The organism is Methanomassiliicoccales archaeon (genome assembly GCA_014361295.1).
In the GTDB taxonomy this organism is placed as follows: domain Archaea; phylum Thermoplasmatota; class Thermoplasmata; order Methanomassiliicoccales; family JACIVX01; genus JACIVX01.
The window spans coordinates 1,671,092-1,688,631 of record JACIVX010000001.1; the positions used below are offsets into that span (position 1 = coordinate 1,671,092).

The window sequence follows — 17,540 nt, forward strand, 5'->3', positions numbered from 1 at the left end:
AGGATGATAAGGCCGACGTGAAATCCCCTGTTGATATCTGTGGAAAGTGATGATTTAAAACGATTATCGCCACGACGTGCGACAACGATTGCATTGACCCTCTTTCTTACAACCCTCATCGGCTACATTGCAAGAGCAAATGTTTCTGTCGCGCTTCCATTTGTGGCCGATGAATATGGGTGGAAGTCTGAGCAGCTCGGAGAACTCGGCGGAGTTTTACTTGGCATCTTTCTAGTTGGATATGGAATTTCAAATGTCTTTATCAGCCCGCTTATTGATTATTTCGGACCGAAGAAAAGTCTTATTTTCACCGTTCTAGCCTGGTCGATTTTGACCTTTCTCACTGGTTTTTTTGGTACTTTCGTTATGGTCTTCATTTTGGCAAGATTCTTTCTTGGCCTTTCACAAGGTACGCTCTTTCCCAGCGCGAGTAAGGTCGTCGGGACATGGTTTCCGCCCTCAGGTCGGGCACGAGTCAACGCTCTGTATCTGAGTTCAGGATTCTTATCAAATCTCCTCGTACCACTTCTCCTTCTCCCATTGATCGTTGCAACAAGCTGGCAGTTCATGTTTTATGCAGTAGGCGCAGTTGGTCTTATTCTTTTGATTCCACTCTGGAGGTGTCTATGCGATTATCCCGATGAAACTCGATCTCGGACGGCATCACATATATCCATGCGTTCTCTTATCAAGCTGACAAAGGAGAACTTGAGCGAAGCGATAAGGCTCAAAGGTCTTTTCACCATTACTTTTTCGTTTCTCGCGATCAACTTGGCATGGTGGGGTCTTTCTCTCTGGCTTCCCACTTATTTCATCGTTGCCAAAGGGTTTTCCGTTGAGGAGTTAGTCTGGGGTGCTTCACTTCCTTATATAGGGGGCCTCTGTGGTATGTATACTGGATCGTGGATTAGTGATCGGACAGGAAGGCGTGTTGAGACAGCGTTTACCTTCGCGATGATCGACGCGATTTTCCTTCTGCTCTTGATCATCACATTTCCCCACGATCTTGTCGTTTTTGTCGTTGGTGCGATTTTCTTCTTCCTGGGTGTCATGGCACCTACATCGTTCACGCTTTTACAAAGCATTGCTCCGCCGCGATTGATTGGAAGTGCAACAGGGATTATGAATGGTATTGCAAACGGTGGAGCGGTATTTGGACCGATTCTCCTTGGGTTGGCAGTCGCATTCACTTCTTCTTATGACATCGGTCTCATCACTATGGCAATTTTCCAAATTATTGGCGCTTTACTCCTACTTGTATTTCTTAGAGTCACGCGCGAAACTAAATATCATTGATTCGGGAAAGCATTAATTAAACGACATTATACGACAAATTACTTAACATTCTGAATGATGATTTAGATTTCCAATCAAGTTGCGACGTATTCTTACGATGGCCTCCTTCGGATCGTAAAACTCCAAACATTAGAATATGCTGGCTGGCGGTTTAGATAAGATTGTGACAGATGTACAATATCTTCATCAGCTAGTTGTGATTATTGAGTGCTAGTGACACCGACAACAAAGATTATTGTTTTCAATCGCCTTTTCTACTTGTGGATAGGATCTCGTTCGGATGCGCCGCGCTGGACTCGATGCTCGACGGAGGTATTGAGACTGGCTGTTTGACTCTCATTTACGGGGAAGCCGGTACAGGCAAGACAAGCCTTTGCCTTCTCCTTTCATGCAATATCGTCAAGTGTGGGAAGAAAGTCGCATACATCGATACAGAAGGCGTCTCTCTCGATCGGTTGCGTCAAATCGCTGGTGGCGATTTCGATGTAGTCGTGAAGAACATTTTGTTCAGTGAGGTTCACAGCTTTGATGAGCAGGAGAAAATGGTCGACAGAGCAGTCAAGATGGCCGAGGGTAATCCCGACATCGGTCTGATCGTCCTCGATTCCGCAACGATGTATTACCGCTTGACGAGCAGACAGGAAGAGCGGTCCGAGAGGAGATCGATCGCGAATCAGACAGTCAAACTGCTTAGCGTTGCAAGGAAAATGAGCATTCCCATATTGCTGACATCTCAGGTTTACACGGACGTGGAGAAAGGCACGTACGAAGCGCTAGGTGGCCATGCACTGCATCATAACGCAAAAGCGATTATACGCCTAGAGAAACTGTCGCCTGGGAAAAGAAGAGCAGTCCTCGTTAAACATAGACATCTTCCTGAAGGTCGGACTGCAGAATTTACCCTCACAGACCAGGGCATCTCATGCTGAATTTTCATCATTATGGTTCTTGCAAAAACTCATCTTTTTCTTCCGACGGCGAAATCGACGAGCGCTGATAGCATTTCCTTTTCTTTGCTATCGTCGAGACATTCAAGATTCGCCTTCGCCTTTTCTACGAAAGAAAGTGCGATCTCCTTCGCATAATCAATACTGCCGAGATCGCGAAGCATATCAAGAACCTCGCGTATTTTCTCATCGTTTGCCTTTTCGTTGCCCAACGTGGAGACAAGAAACTCTTTACCTGCCTCGTCTTTTCTGTTATCGAGTTCTTTCAATGCATGGAGAACGATGAGCGTCCGCTTACCGTTCCTGATGTCTGATCCGACCGGCTTTCCCAGTTTTTCTTCTTCTCCTGTGATCCCGAGAACATCATCCCAAATCTGGAAGGCGATGCCAAGCATCCTCCCGTACTCTCTCATCTCTTCTATCTGGATTTCCGATCCCGCGGCGATAATCGCACCCCCTTCTGCCGCGCAAGCGAATAAAACCGCGGTTTTCTTTTCAACCATTTCTAAGTATTCTTGTGGCGTCACATCATTCCTCGTTTCGAAATCGAAGTCCATTTGCTGCCCTTCGGCAATCAACCAAACCGTCTTAGAAGTAATTGCGTATAATCGATTCAATCGTTCTGGCGTTGTCTCAGTTTTACCGATAACCTCGAATCCACGCGCGAACATCGCATCTCCAGCGATAATCGCTGTCGGAATGTCAAAGAGGACGTGAACTGCTGGTCTCCCCCTTCTCATGGGGTCCTGGTCGATAATGTCATCGTGGATCAGCGTGAAATTATGAATGATTTCAAGCGCGCATCCAAATGGAATAGATCTTTCACCATCACGACCAACAGCTTCGGCGACGAGATACGCAACTAGCGGCCTTAATCTCTTTCCTCCGGCTTCGGGATAATGGCGTACGGCTCTCATCAGTTTCTCTGGTTTTCCCTCTTCAAGATATGACATCAAATTCCTATCAACTCGTTCGATGATTCCCCTCATTTCCGATAGAATACTCATATAATCCTCCTCCTGCTCTGTTCAAGCCAATCCTTCGTCAGTCCTGTGATTATAAACTCTTTTTTTTGAAAATCCGAAACTCTGGCACAGCCTGTTAGAAACATCGCAGTTCTGAATTCTAATTGCATGATCTTCAATTTCTTGACAACTGCTTCTGCCGAGTCCATCGCAGCGGCAAGAATCGATCTCGCAACGCCAGCGCATTGAGCACCCAGTATAATGCCCTTGGCGATATGGAGGCCGTTCATAACCCCCCCGCTCGCGATCAGGGGAAGACCAACGTTTGCCAATATGACTGAAGCAGGTGCGGGAATCCCCCAATCGCGGTAGGTCTCTCCCAAGGCTACGCCTCTTTCATCACCAATTCTCTCCGATCTGAACTTTTCGACGGCGGAAAAACTTGTTCCACCGGCGCCAGAGACATCAATGCCTCTGATCCCAGTCCCTTTCAGTCTCTCAGCTACTTCCCTCGAAATGCCGGCGCCCGTCTCCTTTACCATCACTGGAAACTCCTTGGCGATTGCTCTAAGCGCTTCCCAACACCCTCTCGCTCGTGTGTCCCCTTCAGGCTGCACAACTTCTTGCAAAAAATTGAGATGGACGCTCAGCAGATCGGCATCGATCATTTCAAAAGCCTTCTGGATCGAAGAGAGATCAAATGCCTCTTTGTTTCGTTGCTTTATCAATTGTGGCGCTCCAATGTTTCCAATCTTTAATGGGATGTCGAATTCTTTGATCACCGAATAGCTACTTTCATCACCGTTTTCAAGCGCCGCACGCTGGCTTCCAACTCCCATTCCGATCTGGAGTTCCTCACAAGCTTTCGCAATATTTCTGTTAATCTTCGCCGCCTTTCCGTATCCTCCAGTGATTGCGGTGACGATGAGAGGAAATGAGAGTTTGCGGCCGAAAAGTGTCGTCGAAGTATCGATTTCCTCGAGGTCGACTTCTGGCAAAGCATTGTGCACGAGTTTCACGTCGTCCCAATAGTTATAGTGAGAACTGACATCCTTTTCAATTGAGACCTCGACATGGTCAGCCTTTCTCTTTTCGATACGCGTCATCGACTCATTCACCAATTACCTTTGTTCCTTTCACGGAATCTCCTTTGAGTGCGGCCTCAAGCCTTCCAGGAACATTGCCATTGATTACGAGACATTCGCAATTCCTTGAGGCGATTCGTATCATTCGCTCAATTTTTCCAAACATGCTTCCTGTCACATCGGTGTACCTAGAATTCTTTGGTATGTGATCGAGAATTGATCGATCGACTTCCTCGATCAATCTGGCATCGGGATTCGATGTTGGATCGGATGAGAAGATGCCATCGACGTCCGTGCAGAATATCGCCCTTTCCGCGTTGAAATGAATCGCAAGTTTTTCCATGAGCTGATCGCCAGAGCAAATTCCGAATTTCAGTTTCTTATCGAGGCAGACGTCGCCGAACGTCACCGGCATCGTATCAAGTTCGATGAATTGTTCAAACAAGTCGTAATCAAGATGGACAATTTCACCCGAATTCAATCTCGTTGAAGTGCTCGGAGGTATAGAGACAGCAGCGATGCCCTTCTCCTCGAGGACCTTCATGACATTCAAGTTGAGTTCCCTCACATCGAGCATAACCTTCGCGAGACCAGGTATCTGGTCGCTTGAGATAAAACCCTTTTGCAGATGATATTCATAAGCAAGCAAGTGGCCAAAAGATCCGGCACCATGAACGAGAATGATCTTCTTTCTCGCGTTCTTTATTTCTTCGACTAACCTTTCGACGTTTTCTCTGCGAAAACTCCTGAGCTGATTTTTTTCCGTGATGACGCTACCGCCCAATTTTACAAGGATCATTCAACCAGCTAAAGCATCAGAAGGTGCATATAAAAAGATTCTCAGACGACGACGCTTGAATTCGGTGTCGTCACAACTCTCACGAAGCTCGAGAATGTCGACAGATGATTTAGAAGCATCTCGAAATCCGCAGTCACTATTATTTAAGAGAGATTTTTCTTCTGTTAGTATGAAATCGCGACTGACCGCTTGAACTGCAATTTAACTAAGGTTCCTTCAATTTTGTACCGCATCGTCTGCAGAAGTTATCGGAAGGATCGACCTCAGCGGAACAAGAGGGACATTTTGGAATCCGAATGATTTTTACGCCACACTTTCCACAAAAATTATCTACTGACCTAATTGATGCCCCGCATTGTGGACATTTCTCTTCTTCGACAGATTGCGGTTTCAATTCCTCCTCGGTGCCTTTCTTCTCAGCCGTCACGAGCCGTTCGACCGCTTGCCCCTCTGTGCATCTTTTTGCCTTGTACGCGTATTTGAGCGCTTCTGTGTATTCGGTATTCGCAAAATATTTCTGAGCACTCTCCAAATAAGCCCTCGCAGCCGTTGTATCCATGCCCCTCTGATTCGCTGTCTCAATGCCTATTCTTGCACTCTCGATCATGAACTTCGATTCGATGTAATTCACAGGCAGTTTCTTGACCTCTTGGAAGGGAACAACTGGCTCTTCCTCCTGCGGTGCAGGCGTTGAAGCGATCTCCTCAAAGACCTCGAGCTCCTTCGATTTTGCTTGCCTGAGCGCTTCCCTGGCTCTGTCGGTTAATTCCTTGCAAGTTGAATAATCTCTTCTTTGATAAGCTCTCTCCGCTTCGAAAATCAGACGATCCGCGTCCGTCGTATCCTTTTTCTTTTCCTTCAGAGCTTTTGAAACAGCGCTGGTTGTAATCAGAGCATTATATGCTTCATCGCGCAACAGCACCGTCTCGATCTTGTCTTTCCTTCTTGATCTCATATATCTCAGCTCAAAGAAGACGACGATTGCCAATACCGCCACGCCGACGGCAATGACTGTCGTATCCCACGAAATAGCCATCAGCGGCACCGACTCTAGATACCCATTACAATCATTGATGTTTAAATCTTTTATTGCTTAGATTAGCCTTCGAAAAAGTCCATAAATGCACTGGGTGTTACAAAATCCTTTACGCCCCATATTAATGATGAAAAAGTGCGCGAATGGCTGACAGCGATCCCTGCTTCCCGTGGGCTCGCGCACCACAGTACAACAGGGAACGCGGGCGGGCTTAACTGCCGGGTTCGGATGAGACCGGGTGTATCCCCGCCGCTATGGCCGTCATACCATTCGCGTTGTGTCGCTTAAACAGGAAGCATCTATAAATAGTTTGTTGATTGGAACGATCCCAGATATCTTGATTAGGATGGTAAAGCAAAAGACGAATGAGATGCTATGGAGCTTAATCAGACATTCTGATAATAACTTCATCATTCTCATCAATCGCAACAGCGCATTTTTCGAGAAACGCTATCTCCCTCGCTGAGAAGGCACGGGGATCCATCGAGAAGACCATAATGCTCTTGTTTATCGCGACCGCTTCGTATACATGGTTGATGAACTTCAATATCTTGGTAAAATCGTTCTGTGCCATAAGATATTCTAGTCCCTCGAGAAAAACGATCGATTTGACATTTGTTGAAAGAAATCGAACGACGGTCTCTGTTAGGATTCCCATATTCTGCGGGTTGATATTCCGCGATCCCACCGTTTGTGAAATCCAAATGGTTTGGTCTTGTGGAATTCCGTATTCCTCTTTTAGTTGATTAGGATGAATTCTCGTAATACAGAGTATCTTGCCACCCTGATTTTTGGTGTTATTGCAAAGATTGAACAACTTGCTGGGATCTCTTCCCTGCAGCATGTAGAGGTTTCCTTGCCTAAGAATTACTTGCATCATTCAGACTCACATCGATTCTCTTATCTCAATTTCTTCCCTACATGTTAATTAACAATGCAGTCGATTATGTTTTTTGCGTAGAGTCATCTCACATTACACATGCAACACAAACGGTTCTGAGTTCAGATGATGACAACTCCTGCTCATTAACGCTTCTTATAAGTTCTATTGAATTATCTGGCAGATGATCACACCGACCACGGCGCCGGCGAACATTGAAATGACATTGGTTCCAAGCTTTGAAACAAATCCGCGGTTTTCTAGCGTCGCACCGATGATGCTATCTATCGTACATCCAAAGACACCAGCAAAGATCGGTATAAGCACCATCGCGTCAATCGACATTCCTGGTACAATCGCAAACCAGCCAATAACCGATGCGAAGGTTGCTGCTGCAACAGCCCAGAGTGTTCCCGCCAGAGAGACCCCTCCATTCGTGCCGGGCTTCACTCGACTGAAATTCGTTATTAGATAGGTCCGAGGGCTCAATACGCCGAGCTCGCTTGCCGTGGTATCGGCCGCTGCGACGCTAATCGCCGAAAGGTAAGCGATTTCCGTTATCATTTCGTCTTGCATGTTCAGAGAGTACGAGAATAATGCGATGATTGCTGGCACAAATCCGTTGGCGAGGACGTTAGGATAGGTCCTCTCTCCTCTTTTACCTTCCTGTAATCCTTTCGCCATTTTGAGCTGTATCTTGTACTTAGTGACAAGAAATCCGAGGAGTACGAAAACGATCAGGATGAGCAGCCAGGTGATCGATCCGAACCAGCCAATAATAAGCCCTACGACGATCGATGCAATACTGCCGCTCGCGGTGAGCAATTTGAATCTGTAGGCCAGGATCGAGAGAAGAGCGCAGAGCAGCAGCAACAGGACAAAGGTCTCGGCCGGAGACACGGCGATAAATACATCGAGGTAATTATGAAATTATGGCTCAGAATTAGGAAGATGTATAGGTAACCCCCCAGAGGAAGGCAGTTTCGAGATCAATTGGAACGACCGAACAATTCACTGATTTTCTAGTCATTTGATTTGCGTGACTTGTCTTAAAATTCTTGTTCATTCATATCTTTCTGTTGTATTTTCATTTTGATCGATGCCTTCGCTTTTGATATTTGATGTTTTGTCTCTTTCAGTAATTTCCTTCGCGACTTCCTCGAGTTCAGATATGCTAGCGAAGTGTAACTCGGATCCACACGAAGGGCATCGACCAATGCTTGATGAAATCTCTTCACCACAGATCGGGCATTCGATCTTCGGGGCTCTCTTCAAACTGAGGCGTTTTCCAATTGACTTGAAGAGTTCGATCGAGACCTTCCAGTCTTTCTCAAAAAGGAGATGGGCTTTGTCCCGTACCCCTCTCACCTTTTCGAGATCGCCGTCCCATTGCGCAAAGACACTCCCGTAATCCCGCTGGATCTCGTTGAGGATTCTTAGCATCTTCTGGGCGATCTTTGCATCGTACTTTCCGTGGAGGACGGCGGCTAAATAAACCTTTTCCCCTTTTTCAACAAGGATTTTCTTTTCGCCAAAATCGAGTCGTTTGAGTGCCGTCGTGTTTTCATCCTTAAATGTAGTCTTGACAAAATCCTGAATGGCTATGAGCATGCTGCTGAGAACGTCATCATCCATCCCAGGCTTCAAACGTCGCGTATCGTGCGCTATGAGACAACCATCTTCATAAATCACAAAAACTTCGTCTACAATGGTTGAGAACTGCCTCATGTAGACGTAGAGTCCTCCGAGTGCAAGCCCAGCGATGCTCAAGCCCAAAATCCAAAGAGAGGGCGAGATCGCGCCCTCGGTAACAAGGAATTCTAATTTACCAGTCGTGAACTTGTTTCCACTGTTATCAACTGCTTCAATCCAGTATACTACAATCCCTGTCTTGTTTAGGGCCTTTATTTGACCAACCCATGTATTGCTCGATCCTTCTTTCTTTAACATTATCGTTGAAAAAGTCTCATTGCTGACTTCATAAAATAGAGTCACATTTCTTAATCCGATATTATCGTCGACAGTTGCGGTAATTACAATAGGTTTTCCTACAACCACCTCTCCAACAATGATGTTTCCGATATCTGGAGCCTTTCTATCAACAATTATCCAAGCACTGGTAGTATTAATGGCACCATCATCGTCCCTCACTCTTAAGACGACGCTGTAGTTGCCATCACTTTCGAACATATGAAGTATCACAGGGCTACGGCTCCAAGCTAACCAGTTTGTTCCATCATCAAAATTCCATTGATATTCTAGCGTGACCAAATCGCTTGGTGTGTCCTCTGAAAGACTTGCATCAAATCGAATCTCTCCGCTCTGCACAAGTCTGTAAGAAAACCTAGCTACTGGTTTGACATTGTAAATATTTATTACAATATTTTCCTCAACAAAAGAATCAGAGTCCCATACTCTGACTGCAATCTTGTATGTACCTTGCCTGGAAAATGAATGGGTTGTCTTATTAATTTGTGTGTTCTCGCAGGTATTAAAGGAGCCGGAGTAATTGTAATCCCACCAGTACCTTAGATTTTTTACACTCTCCCATCCAGGTATTATACTAACTTCTATACCGATTTCCGCATCCTCTACCATCTGGCCGCCACTTGATTGCGTAAATATCTTGACAATGATAGGGGATGTATCTTTGACCGAAATCTGCTTTTCGGAGATGCCAATGGATCCATCCCTATCAACCACGGTGAGTTTTACACTGAACGTACCGTTATTATTGTAATAATGACTGGGATTTCTTTCGTTGGAATTTGTCCCATCACCAAAGTCCCACGACCACGACACGATGCCATCGTACGCCGTTGATTTATCCTCGAATGTTATGAGCTGACCTTCGTTTGGTACTATCGGACTGAATGAGAACGAGACGGAAGGAATCGAATCCTGCACTTGAATGATCATTGAAGACGAATGGGTACTGCCATCGGAATCCCAAATCGTTAGCTGCACAGTATATGTGCCGTTTTGGACATAGACGTGAGCAGGATTATTTTCATAGCTATTTGTTCCATCTCCAAAATCCCAAGACCAAGCGACAATCGTGTCGGGGTACGATGTCGATTGATCCTTAAAGTACACCGTTGTGTTCTCCATTGGAAACGCGTTTGAAACAATAAACAAAGCAGATGGTGCGTTATCGAGTACCGTGACGGTATTGGAATACGAACTGGTCGATCCGTCGCTGTCCGTGACGGTCAGATTGACTCGGTATATGCCACTCTTCATGTAGATATGTCTGACAGAGCTGTTATTTCCGTAATCGATAGTTCCGTCACCAAATTCCCATCGCCGTGAGATAATCGGGTCTGGATACGACGTCGAGGTATCGGTGAATTCAATCGATGAACCTTCTCTGATTGTTTGAGGATTGATTTCAAAGGATGCGATTGGAGCTAAATCAGTAATGTCTATCGAAAGATTGTTGTAACTTGAGAGTCCTTCTCGGTCGGTGACTCTTAAAGAGACAATGTACGTTCCGTTCTTGATAAAAATATGGGTGACAATATTTCCATACGCTATCTGGCCATCGCTGAAGGACCACGTATAATTGAGAGAAGCAGCATCGGAGTAAGAATCTGTGGAATTACGCCCGTCAAATCTCACTCCAATACCTTCATTGAATGGGGGATTAGTCACACAGACGGCAAGAGCGCGAGGTGGAAGATTGTTTTGATAATTGATTGAAATTGAGGAAGATAATGGCGATGAAATCAGCAAATCTTGTCTTAGATCCCCATTCGCGTCGGCGACCAACAGACCTCCAAGGCCAGCACCACACGAAAACGATCGAAGGTTTGAAAAAGCAGATCCATTGAATTCAATAATATGTGCTAAGCCGATACGATTGGATATGATTGCGATTTCATCTCTTCCATCATCGTTCAAATCACCGATTGACGCCTTCCAGATTCCGTTTTGTAAAATCGTCGAAAACTTTGAGCCCGAACCGTCTGAAAATCCATTTTGTAAACCAGTTTTCTGAATATAAATTACCAATTGCCCGTTAGTTAATGGTACAACAAGATCGTCCAATGAATCGTTATTGATTTTACCAGAACCTACCAAGACAGCAACCGATGAGGCATCTGGGACGAATTCTGCTTTCTGAATAATCGAAAAAGAACGAGAAGGGTAATACTGAAAATAGATTTCCAATTTATGGGAGCTGGAATTATAAGCCGCAATGTCTTTCATTGTGGGCCATCCCATCTTCGTCTCATATCCAACATTGAAATTACCAGTTGTAAGATAAGTAAAACTACTCGCCTGCGCTAAGAGAGTAAGGGAATGAGATTCGCTGAAATATGGGGGAGCCCCCGTGTTGAAAAACATCTGGATCCCGAGGTCGCACGCAATGATGACATCGAGTTTTCCATCACCATCTATGTCGTCGATCGCTACTCCTTTTGGACTGTTAAGTGATCCATTTACCTGTAATGACAACGAAACTGCTTGATTCTGAAAGAAGCCAACCCCTCCAAAATAGAATGTAATGTTATTGCTTCCTGAATTCGAAACAACAATGTCTGGTATTGTATCATTCGTCAGATCTGCTGTCCTTGCTTCAAATGGTGACATTCCAGTTAATTTTGATCCAGTTTCATTTTGACCTATTTTTCGGAATTTTAGAGTATCGTTTAAACAAATAGCGCCTACTTCTATGATTCCGTCTCCGTCAAAGTCTCCTTGGACGATCGATGTCGGTAGACTTCCTCCTTCCAGAAAAATGTTTTCATTCGCGTTACTAAGGAAGCCGGATTTCAATCTATAATAGATAGTAATCGATCCATTCAATGAAGTGGCATTTGTCGAAATGAGAAGGTCTGCGAGACCATCATTGTTGATGTCTTTGGAAACTGCTTTGAGAGGAAATGCATTTGATGGGAAAGTGAACTCTGACTTCCCGTACGGTAAAGCGAGTTTCGTTAGAAAGATTTCTGCGATGCAAGTATTTCTTGAAACAGTGATCAAATCGGGAATCAAATCATCGTTTGTATCCAACATTGCGCTTGTTGCCGGATTATTAAGACCCTCCTTGGTGATGTATTCATACAATTGTCCACTCGTCTTATCATATCTAAAAATGGTAATCTTATTATCTCCTCTCGAAAGCACAACAAGCTCTTCAGACTCAAGCATATCGACTTGTACAAAATGCATCTCAATTGGATTGTTCAAAGAATTTGAATCCATAACCTGGATTAAAGACCAAGTGGGCATACCGCTTTCTATACCACCTTTATAAATCGCTATCTTGCTAAAATCAGTATCTCCAATTGCCAAATCCGGATGCCCGTCCTGATCTAGATCTGCTGTTTCAATAAAGGTAGCTTTAAATAGACCGGCTGGAACGTCTAGCCTAACATAATTTTCTGGATAGAAGTTTGTCTTTTTTAAATGAACGGTAAAGCTGCAGTTTGGGCTTATCGAAGAGTTGTAACTTACGTAAGCAAAGTCTTTTAATCCGTCTTGATCGAAATCACCTACGACGACGCCATATGGGTTCGGTCTCGCGTCTTTCGGGCTGATACTAAAGTTAGATTTCTGATAGAGCAGGTATACCTTTTGAGTTGTTGCGGAAGTTACTATGATGTCATCAGTCGTGTCACCATCGAGATCGCCAATAGCCATTCCTGTGACAGTGAAACCGAGGTTAATTGTCTTACTGGGGCCTATGTCAAAGGTCCCATCTGTTTTTTGAAAAAATAATTCGATCGTCTTGTTAACTCGACTCCCAACCGCGATATCCTTCAGACTATCGTTATTGAAATCGCCGACACCAACGAATGCTGGGTCAATTCTTGTTCGAAGTGTTGTTGAAAACAAATCGAAGATTTCAGGGGGAGTAGTGTCGCCTTCAACGAGAAAATGCGGTGCTTGGGAAATGATCGTTTGATGTTGTTCCATTTCAAGTGTCTCAAGGCTGAGTGGAACTGTGATTATCAGCAGGACAGATAAGAGCACAGCTCCACAAAACTTGTTCATCTGACCCCCTTGGTTTTGTGTTATAACGGCTCCTTATGTTATATATATTTCTTTTGTATTAAAAAGCTGGTTTCGTGAGAATCTAACTCATCATTATCGCATGGCCGGGGATTACGAAATAGTAAATTCGAATGATCGATGATAAATAAGTTCGTTAATAATCAGCACGATTCAGAACTTTTTCTCGTAAGCAAGAAAATCATTTTTCATAATCACTTATGATAATTTTTTCGTAACATGCATATTTGGGTAATTTAAGAATACTACCTTATGTTGGAAGGGATGGACCTCAAAGGTCTCAGATTGGCACTCGATTTTGAGGGAGGCAGGATACTTTCGCTCGTCTCATCAGAACCAAAAACTGCAAAGGAGATCTCACAAATTTTAAAGATTCCCTTGACAAGATGCTATCGTCAACTGCGTGCATTGGAGCAATATAATCTGATCACAAAGAACAAGAAGAGAAAACGGGGAGAGCTCTATATGTCTAACTTGTGGTCTTTTAAAATCATCATTGATCATACGAAGTTTTCACATGAAATCGTATTCAACGATGGCCGGAGAAGGATAATCGAATTTGAAATGGGATGCGAGACAGAGTAGATTTAATCAAGACATCCTCCCTAAATTCTTTCGAAATTCAATATGAGATCGTGTTAGCTAGTCATCCAGTTGATAAACATCCGAATTTCTAAAGGACTTTGACCGAATACTAAATAGACCGGATAAATGAATAACTGTCTGTGCGTGCATCACTTCGCATGGGATCAATCAAGGGAATTCCCATTTACTTTCACTTCACTTTTCTCATCATTATTCCCATCTTTGCGACATTTTTCGCATTTACCGGGGTGAAAATTAACGGCTTCGTTCTTGGCTTTTCATCCCTTAATGTCTCTTTCCCTGCTAAGTTGGTGCTCGGCGCCATTTGTGCGATCCTTTTTTTCCTCACAATCCTCCTTCATGAGATTGGTCACTCTCTCATCGCGCTGAAGCACGGTTATCGCATTAAGAGCATCACCCTTTTCTTGTTTGGCGGTGTTGCGCAACTAGAGGACACGCCTCGTGATCCAAAAGTTGAGGGTATCATGGCATTCGTCGGTCCTGCGACGAGTTTTGCTATCGGATTTGTCCTCATTCCGATTGCGCTACTTCTCAACGATCTTTCGCGAGGAAACACACCCATTCAAGCTCTAAAGATCATGTGCGGTACGATTGGTTTTTACAATCTGTTGCTTGGTGGATTCAATCTCATTCCTGCCTTTCCAATGGACGGAGGCAGGATTCTGCGGTCGATACTCGCGTCCCGACTTGGAATGCTAAAGGCAACGGACATAGCTGTTAAGGTTGGCAAGGGAATCGCCGTCGTAATGATCGTGATCGGCATCGTCTTCTTCGATATTTTCATCGTGCTCGTTGCACTTTTCATCTATGCAGGCGCATCGGAAGAGGCACAGATGACGAAACTCATGTTCGCTCTCGACGGCGTCAAGGTACGCGCGATCATGAATTCGCAAATTTACTGGCTTGAACCATCGACGAGTGTTGATGAAGCTCTGAAGAGAATGATATTGGAACGACGCATATCGTATCCTGTCGTCGAGAAGGGTGTGCTTCTAGGCATCATTACTGCTGAAGCGATCGCTCGTGTTCCTTTGAATGAGAGGAGTAATGTGACAATAGCTCAAATCGTCAATCGCTCAATGCCCTATGTGAGGGATTACATGGATGCCTCCGAAATACTCAAAATCATGTCACCACAAAATGATTTTGTGATCGTTTTGGACGCACGGGATGAGTTCGTCGGAAGCGTTTCAAGAGATGAATTCAAGAGAATCGTCACGCTGTTCGCTGTTCAGAAGGGAATCTGGCTCAATTAGAGAATCCAAGATCATTCGATCCTCGCATTTTCGAGGCAGCGATATATTTCATTCGCAATTGACTCAGCTCTCTCCTTTTCTTGGATCGGCCGGATCATCAAACGTCCATTCGTGTAGATGGTCATTTCAACGTCTTTCAGTCTTGCAATAATCATCACGCCTGGATTAATAATCTCCATTCCATTTTTCCTAAGAATCTCGGCCACCCGACTCAGGTCGAACCGGACTATTTCCTGCGGCACAACTGAAAAAGCATCGCCTGTGCACAGTCTAACGATCTTGAACCTCATTTCCATCGATTTCCTTCAAAAGCGCTCGCACATTCTCCTTGAATTCCTCAAGTGTCCCTTCGTTAACTATCACATAGTCCGCGAGGGCGATGAGATTACCTAGTCCCCATCCGAGTTCTCTTTGATCCCTCTCCTGAAACTGTTCAAAATTCGCTGGAGCGTCCGATCGATTTCTCCTTCTGAGGCGATCGTATCGCGTTTTTGCCGACGCATGAATCGCAATGACGATCAAATCCTCACCAAATGCATCTTTGAATATGGATAGTTCCGATTCTCCTCTGCAACCATCAATGACCGTTTTCTTACTTTTGACCAAGGGGACTGTTCTCTTTGCCCAGATATCGTATCCATATTTCAATCTCTCCGAGTGAGCGAAATTTCCGATACTCTGATCATCCGATGTGATCTTCTTTTCTATCGCCTCCATTCGTACAACATCGCCCATTCTCACGACATCGAACCCCATTTCTTTCGAGACTTTGACGAACTCCTCCTTGCCCGCACCTGGCATGCCGGTCACGATGATCACTTTCATATCATCACCGATGTGTTTTGTGCTAAGAATCCGTTCCTATCAAAGTCATGTGAAAAGAGATTTCGCTAGCGCTTTCAAATTCGAAGGATCCATATCTAAATCGGCGCAGACCTTGATAAATTCTGAAACGCGCTCGATATCGATCCCTATTTTCGCCGCATACCGTGGACAAATACCAAGAATATAAGCGAGTGCGATCGTGATTTCATCACCGCCGTTAGGAGCAAAGGGACTGAAGACGTCTGATCTGCACGCCCCCTCTACCGATATGATCGAAGATGCATCAGATTTTCGTGACGCTATATTGACGAGGGATTCTTTCGCGTTTTCAAACTTTTGACCGTGAATAAGAGTGGCGGCGTTTATAGGTTCAATACCAAATCTGCTCGCCAATTCAAGGAGTCTCGCCGATTCAATTGCGTCAAAGCCCGCATTAAGAAATGCAAGATAGCCAGGAGCATCTACTATCAAGACACCCGGCTCCTCGACCCCCTCTTTGAGCACAGATGCAGGTTCATTGTATTTCACAAATGTCCTGCATGGCCAAGGGCAACCGAAGCATGCGGAATCACGATGTTTGATTTCGTCAAAATTCTTCAAAGATGCATATGATGGGATGAGACTTCGAATCCCTCGATCTCCGCCGAGTCGTTTTCTTGCGTCCTCTATCGCAGCAACGCATAGATCGAAGAAGGATTCCGTGTCAGCGACTTCAAGCTCACCCATACCCCTCGTACCAATCGCCTTTAATTGCATCTCGCCCAAGCGTGCACCAAAACCGACTTTGTCCCCCTCTGACCAGTAATTCACGATGAACTGAGCAATGGTGCCTTTGTTTTCACCAGCCTGACCGATAGAAACAACCTGAATTCTTTCTTCGCCTTGCTCATCTCTGATGTAGTCAACCGTTTTCCAAGTATCTTTTCCCCAAATGTCCTTCGCGGGCACTATATCAGCAATTTCGTCGTGAAGCCAGAGGTACGCTGGCTCATCAGAGCGTCCATGAATGACGATAAAATCAAATCCCGCAAGCTTAAGCTCCGCACCCATGAAATTCACGATTGGAGCGTGCATGACTTTCCCATTGATCGGAGATCGCGCAGTCATGACGGACATCGATGAGCAAGGGATCATCGAGGAAGTGAAAAGTCCTGTTCCGATGATGACTGGGTCTTTATCTTGAAATTCCCGATACAGGGTGTTATTAATGGCAGCACCGCCGAGGAGACGATCGATGATTTCATCATCGAGCGACCGTTCCTGAACTTCTCTATTTTCGAGGTCAACAATGATCATGTTTCCTGTGTACATATAGTCCATGCTACTCACCTTCGTAGAGGCATCTAGAAGGGCAGATCCTCACGCAGTAGGGAATCTCGCCATCACATTCATCGCATTCTTCTCTGAGCAGAATAGGCTTCGCTCCAGCACCATCTTCTTCCTTCCTATCACCTCTCCCTTGGATTTCGAGGCCCTCAGGTCGGCCAAGCACGAGTTCGTCGTTAGGTCTTTTAATCATGACGCCAAAGTAATTTTTCTTATCATCGAGATGTAACATGATGCTTGACCTCATTGTTGTGATTACACGGTCTCTTCTGAAACTACAGGCGAGTTCGCAAAGTCCGCATCCTGTGCATTTCAGGGTGTCAAGTCGTAGTGGCAACGAATTCACCATCACTTTGTAATGACCTATCTTTATTTAATTGATGCCATTCGAGTCAACAATCACTTTTTTTGATTCATCATCAATTGATCTCGTCGAAATCTTGACTATTTCGAGTCATACAGAGTTATTGAGTATTTGGACTGCGATTCTCAGCTGAT

General features: G+C 44.8%; 15 protein-coding genes and 1 rRNA gene. 4 read left to right on the forward strand and 12 right to left on the reverse strand.

What is annotated here, in order from left to right:
- Positions 1-39 precede the first annotated feature (39 nt).
- Together H5T41_08345 and radB are read left to right on the forward strand one after the other, a co-directional pair.
- The gene (locus tag H5T41_08345; protein ID MBC7108775.1) at positions 40-1,296 is read left to right on the forward strand and encodes an MFS transporter; all 1,257 of its coding nucleotides are present in this window, start codon (positions 40-42) and stop codon (positions 1,294-1,296) included.
- A gap of 260 nt (positions 1,297-1,556) precedes the next feature.
- Entirely contained in the window at positions 1,557-2,225 is a 669-nt protein-coding gene (gene radB, locus H5T41_08350) for a DNA repair and recombination protein RadB (GenBank protein MBC7108776.1), read from the forward strand.
- 29 nt (positions 2,226-2,254) lie between these two features.
- Here the strand turns inward: radB and H5T41_08355 are convergent, their stop codons facing one another.
- From H5T41_08355 to H5T41_08390, 8 genes are all read right to left on the reverse strand, one after another.
- Positions 2,255-3,250, reverse strand: coding sequence for a polyprenyl synthetase family protein (locus H5T41_08355; protein MBC7108777.1), 996 nt, complete (start codon positions 3,248-3,250; stop codon positions 2,255-2,257).
- Positions 3,247-4,314: a type 2 isopentenyl-diphosphate Delta-isomerase gene (locus H5T41_08360; GenBank protein MBC7108778.1), complete on the reverse strand. Its 1,068-nt coding sequence runs from the start codon at positions 4,312-4,314 to the stop codon at positions 3,247-3,249. The genes H5T41_08355 and H5T41_08360 overlap by 4 nt, the downstream gene beginning before the upstream one ends.
- A gap of 4 nt (positions 4,315-4,318) precedes the next feature.
- Positions 4,319-5,092: an isopentenyl phosphate kinase family protein gene (locus H5T41_08365; GenBank protein MBC7108779.1), complete on the reverse strand. Its 774-nt coding sequence runs from the start codon at positions 5,090-5,092 to the stop codon at positions 4,319-4,321.
- 205 nt (positions 5,093-5,297) lie between these two features.
- Positions 5,298-6,128 carry a zinc ribbon domain-containing protein gene (locus H5T41_08370; protein ID MBC7108780.1) on the reverse strand — a complete coding sequence of 277 codons (831 nt, stop codon included), beginning with the start codon at positions 6,126-6,128 and terminating at the stop codon, positions 5,298-5,300.
- Between the two features lie 145 nt (positions 6,129-6,273).
- Positions 6,274-6,394: ribosomal RNA gene (gene rrf / locus H5T41_08375) — 5S ribosomal RNA — on the reverse strand.
- A gap of 116 nt (positions 6,395-6,510) precedes the next feature.
- Positions 6,511-7,008 (reverse strand): DUF835 domain-containing protein, encoded by a 498-nt coding sequence (locus tag H5T41_08380; GenBank protein ID MBC7108781.1) that lies wholly within the window; start codon positions 7,006-7,008, stop codon positions 6,511-6,513.
- Between the two features lie 165 nt (positions 7,009-7,173).
- Entirely contained in the window at positions 7,174-7,908 is a 735-nt protein-coding gene (locus H5T41_08385; protein ID MBC7108782.1) for a DUF92 domain-containing protein, read from the reverse strand.
- A gap of 162 nt (positions 7,909-8,070) precedes the next feature.
- Positions 8,071-13,011 carry a PKD domain-containing protein gene (locus tag H5T41_08390; protein MBC7108783.1) on the reverse strand — a complete coding sequence of 1,647 codons (4,941 nt, stop codon included), beginning with the start codon at positions 13,009-13,011 and terminating at the stop codon, positions 8,071-8,073.
- Positions 13,012-13,281: 270 nt separating this feature from the next.
- On the opposite strand from H5T41_08390, the gene H5T41_08395 reads away from it, so the two are divergent.
- Both H5T41_08395 and H5T41_08400 read left to right on the forward strand, forming a co-directional pair.
- The gene (locus tag H5T41_08395; GenBank protein MBC7108784.1) at positions 13,282-13,614 is read left to right on the forward strand and encodes an ArsR family transcriptional regulator; all 333 of its coding nucleotides are present in this window, start codon (positions 13,282-13,284) and stop codon (positions 13,612-13,614) included.
- Positions 13,615-13,772: 158 nt separating this feature from the next.
- Entirely contained in the window at positions 13,773-14,891 is a 1,119-nt protein-coding gene (locus H5T41_08400) for a site-2 protease family protein (protein ID MBC7108785.1), read from the forward strand.
- Positions 14,892-14,902: 11 nt separating this feature from the next.
- On the opposite strand, the gene H5T41_08405 is transcribed toward H5T41_08400, so the two are convergent.
- From H5T41_08405 to H5T41_08420, 4 genes are read right to left on the reverse strand one after another with little or no spacing between them, the layout of a single operon-like run.
- Positions 14,903-15,187: a hypothetical protein gene (locus H5T41_08405; protein MBC7108786.1), complete on the reverse strand. Its 285-nt coding sequence runs from the start codon at positions 15,185-15,187 to the stop codon at positions 14,903-14,905.
- Positions 15,162-15,716 (reverse strand): flagellar hook-basal body complex protein FliE, encoded by a 555-nt coding sequence (fliE, locus tag H5T41_08410; GenBank protein MBC7108787.1) that lies wholly within the window; start codon positions 15,714-15,716, stop codon positions 15,162-15,164. Before fliE ends, H5T41_08405 begins: the two co-directional genes overlap by 26 nt.
- 45 nt (positions 15,717-15,761) lie before the next feature.
- Entirely contained in the window at positions 15,762-17,036 is a 1,275-nt protein-coding gene (locus H5T41_08415) for a hypothetical protein (GenBank protein MBC7108788.1), read from the reverse strand.
- 1 nt (position 17,037) lies between these two features.
- Positions 17,038-17,379 (reverse strand): 4Fe-4S dicluster domain-containing protein, encoded by a 342-nt coding sequence (locus tag H5T41_08420; GenBank protein MBC7108789.1) that lies wholly within the window; start codon positions 17,377-17,379, stop codon positions 17,038-17,040.
- Between the last annotated feature and the right edge of the window lie 161 nt (positions 17,380-17,540).

What these genes read in the sequence shown, in the direction of transcription:
- H5T41_08355 (MBC7108777.1), bottom strand. Translation starts at nt 3,250, where the DNA reads ATGAGTATTCTATCGGAAATGAGGGGAATCATCGAACGAGTTGATAGG.
- H5T41_08360 (MBC7108778.1), bottom strand. Translation starts at nt 4,314, where the DNA reads ATGACGCGTATCGAAAAGAGAAAGGCTGACCATGTCGAGGTCTCAATT.
- H5T41_08365 (MBC7108779.1), bottom strand. Translation starts at nt 5,092, where the DNA reads ATGATCCTTGTAAAATTGGGCGGTAGCGTCATCACGGAAAAAAATCAG.
- H5T41_08370 (MBC7108780.1), bottom strand. Translation starts at nt 6,128, where the DNA reads ATGGCTATTTCGTGGGATACGACAGTCATTGCCGTCGGCGTGGCGGTA.
- H5T41_08380 (MBC7108781.1), bottom strand. Translation starts at nt 7,008, where the DNA reads ATGATGCAAGTAATTCTTAGGCAAGGAAACCTCTACATGCTGCAGGGA.
- H5T41_08390 (MBC7108783.1), bottom strand. Translation starts at nt 13,011, where the DNA reads ATGAACAAGTTTTGTGGAGCTGTGCTCTTATCTGTCCTGCTGATAATC.
- H5T41_08395 (MBC7108784.1), top strand. Translation starts at nt 13,282, where the DNA reads ATGTTGGAAGGGATGGACCTCAAAGGTCTCAGATTGGCACTCGATTTT.
- H5T41_08400 (MBC7108785.1), top strand. Translation starts at nt 13,773, where the DNA reads ATGGGATCAATCAAGGGAATTCCCATTTACTTTCACTTCACTTTTCTC.
- H5T41_08405 (MBC7108786.1), bottom strand. Translation starts at nt 15,187, where the DNA reads ATGGAAATGAGGTTCAAGATCGTTAGACTGTGCACAGGCGATGCTTTT.
- fliE (MBC7108787.1), bottom strand. Translation starts at nt 15,716, where the DNA reads ATGAAAGTGATCATCGTGACCGGCATGCCAGGTGCGGGCAAGGAGGAG.
- H5T41_08415 (MBC7108788.1), bottom strand. Translation starts at nt 17,036, where the DNA reads ATGGACTATATGTACACAGGAAACATGATCATTGTTGACCTCGAAAAT.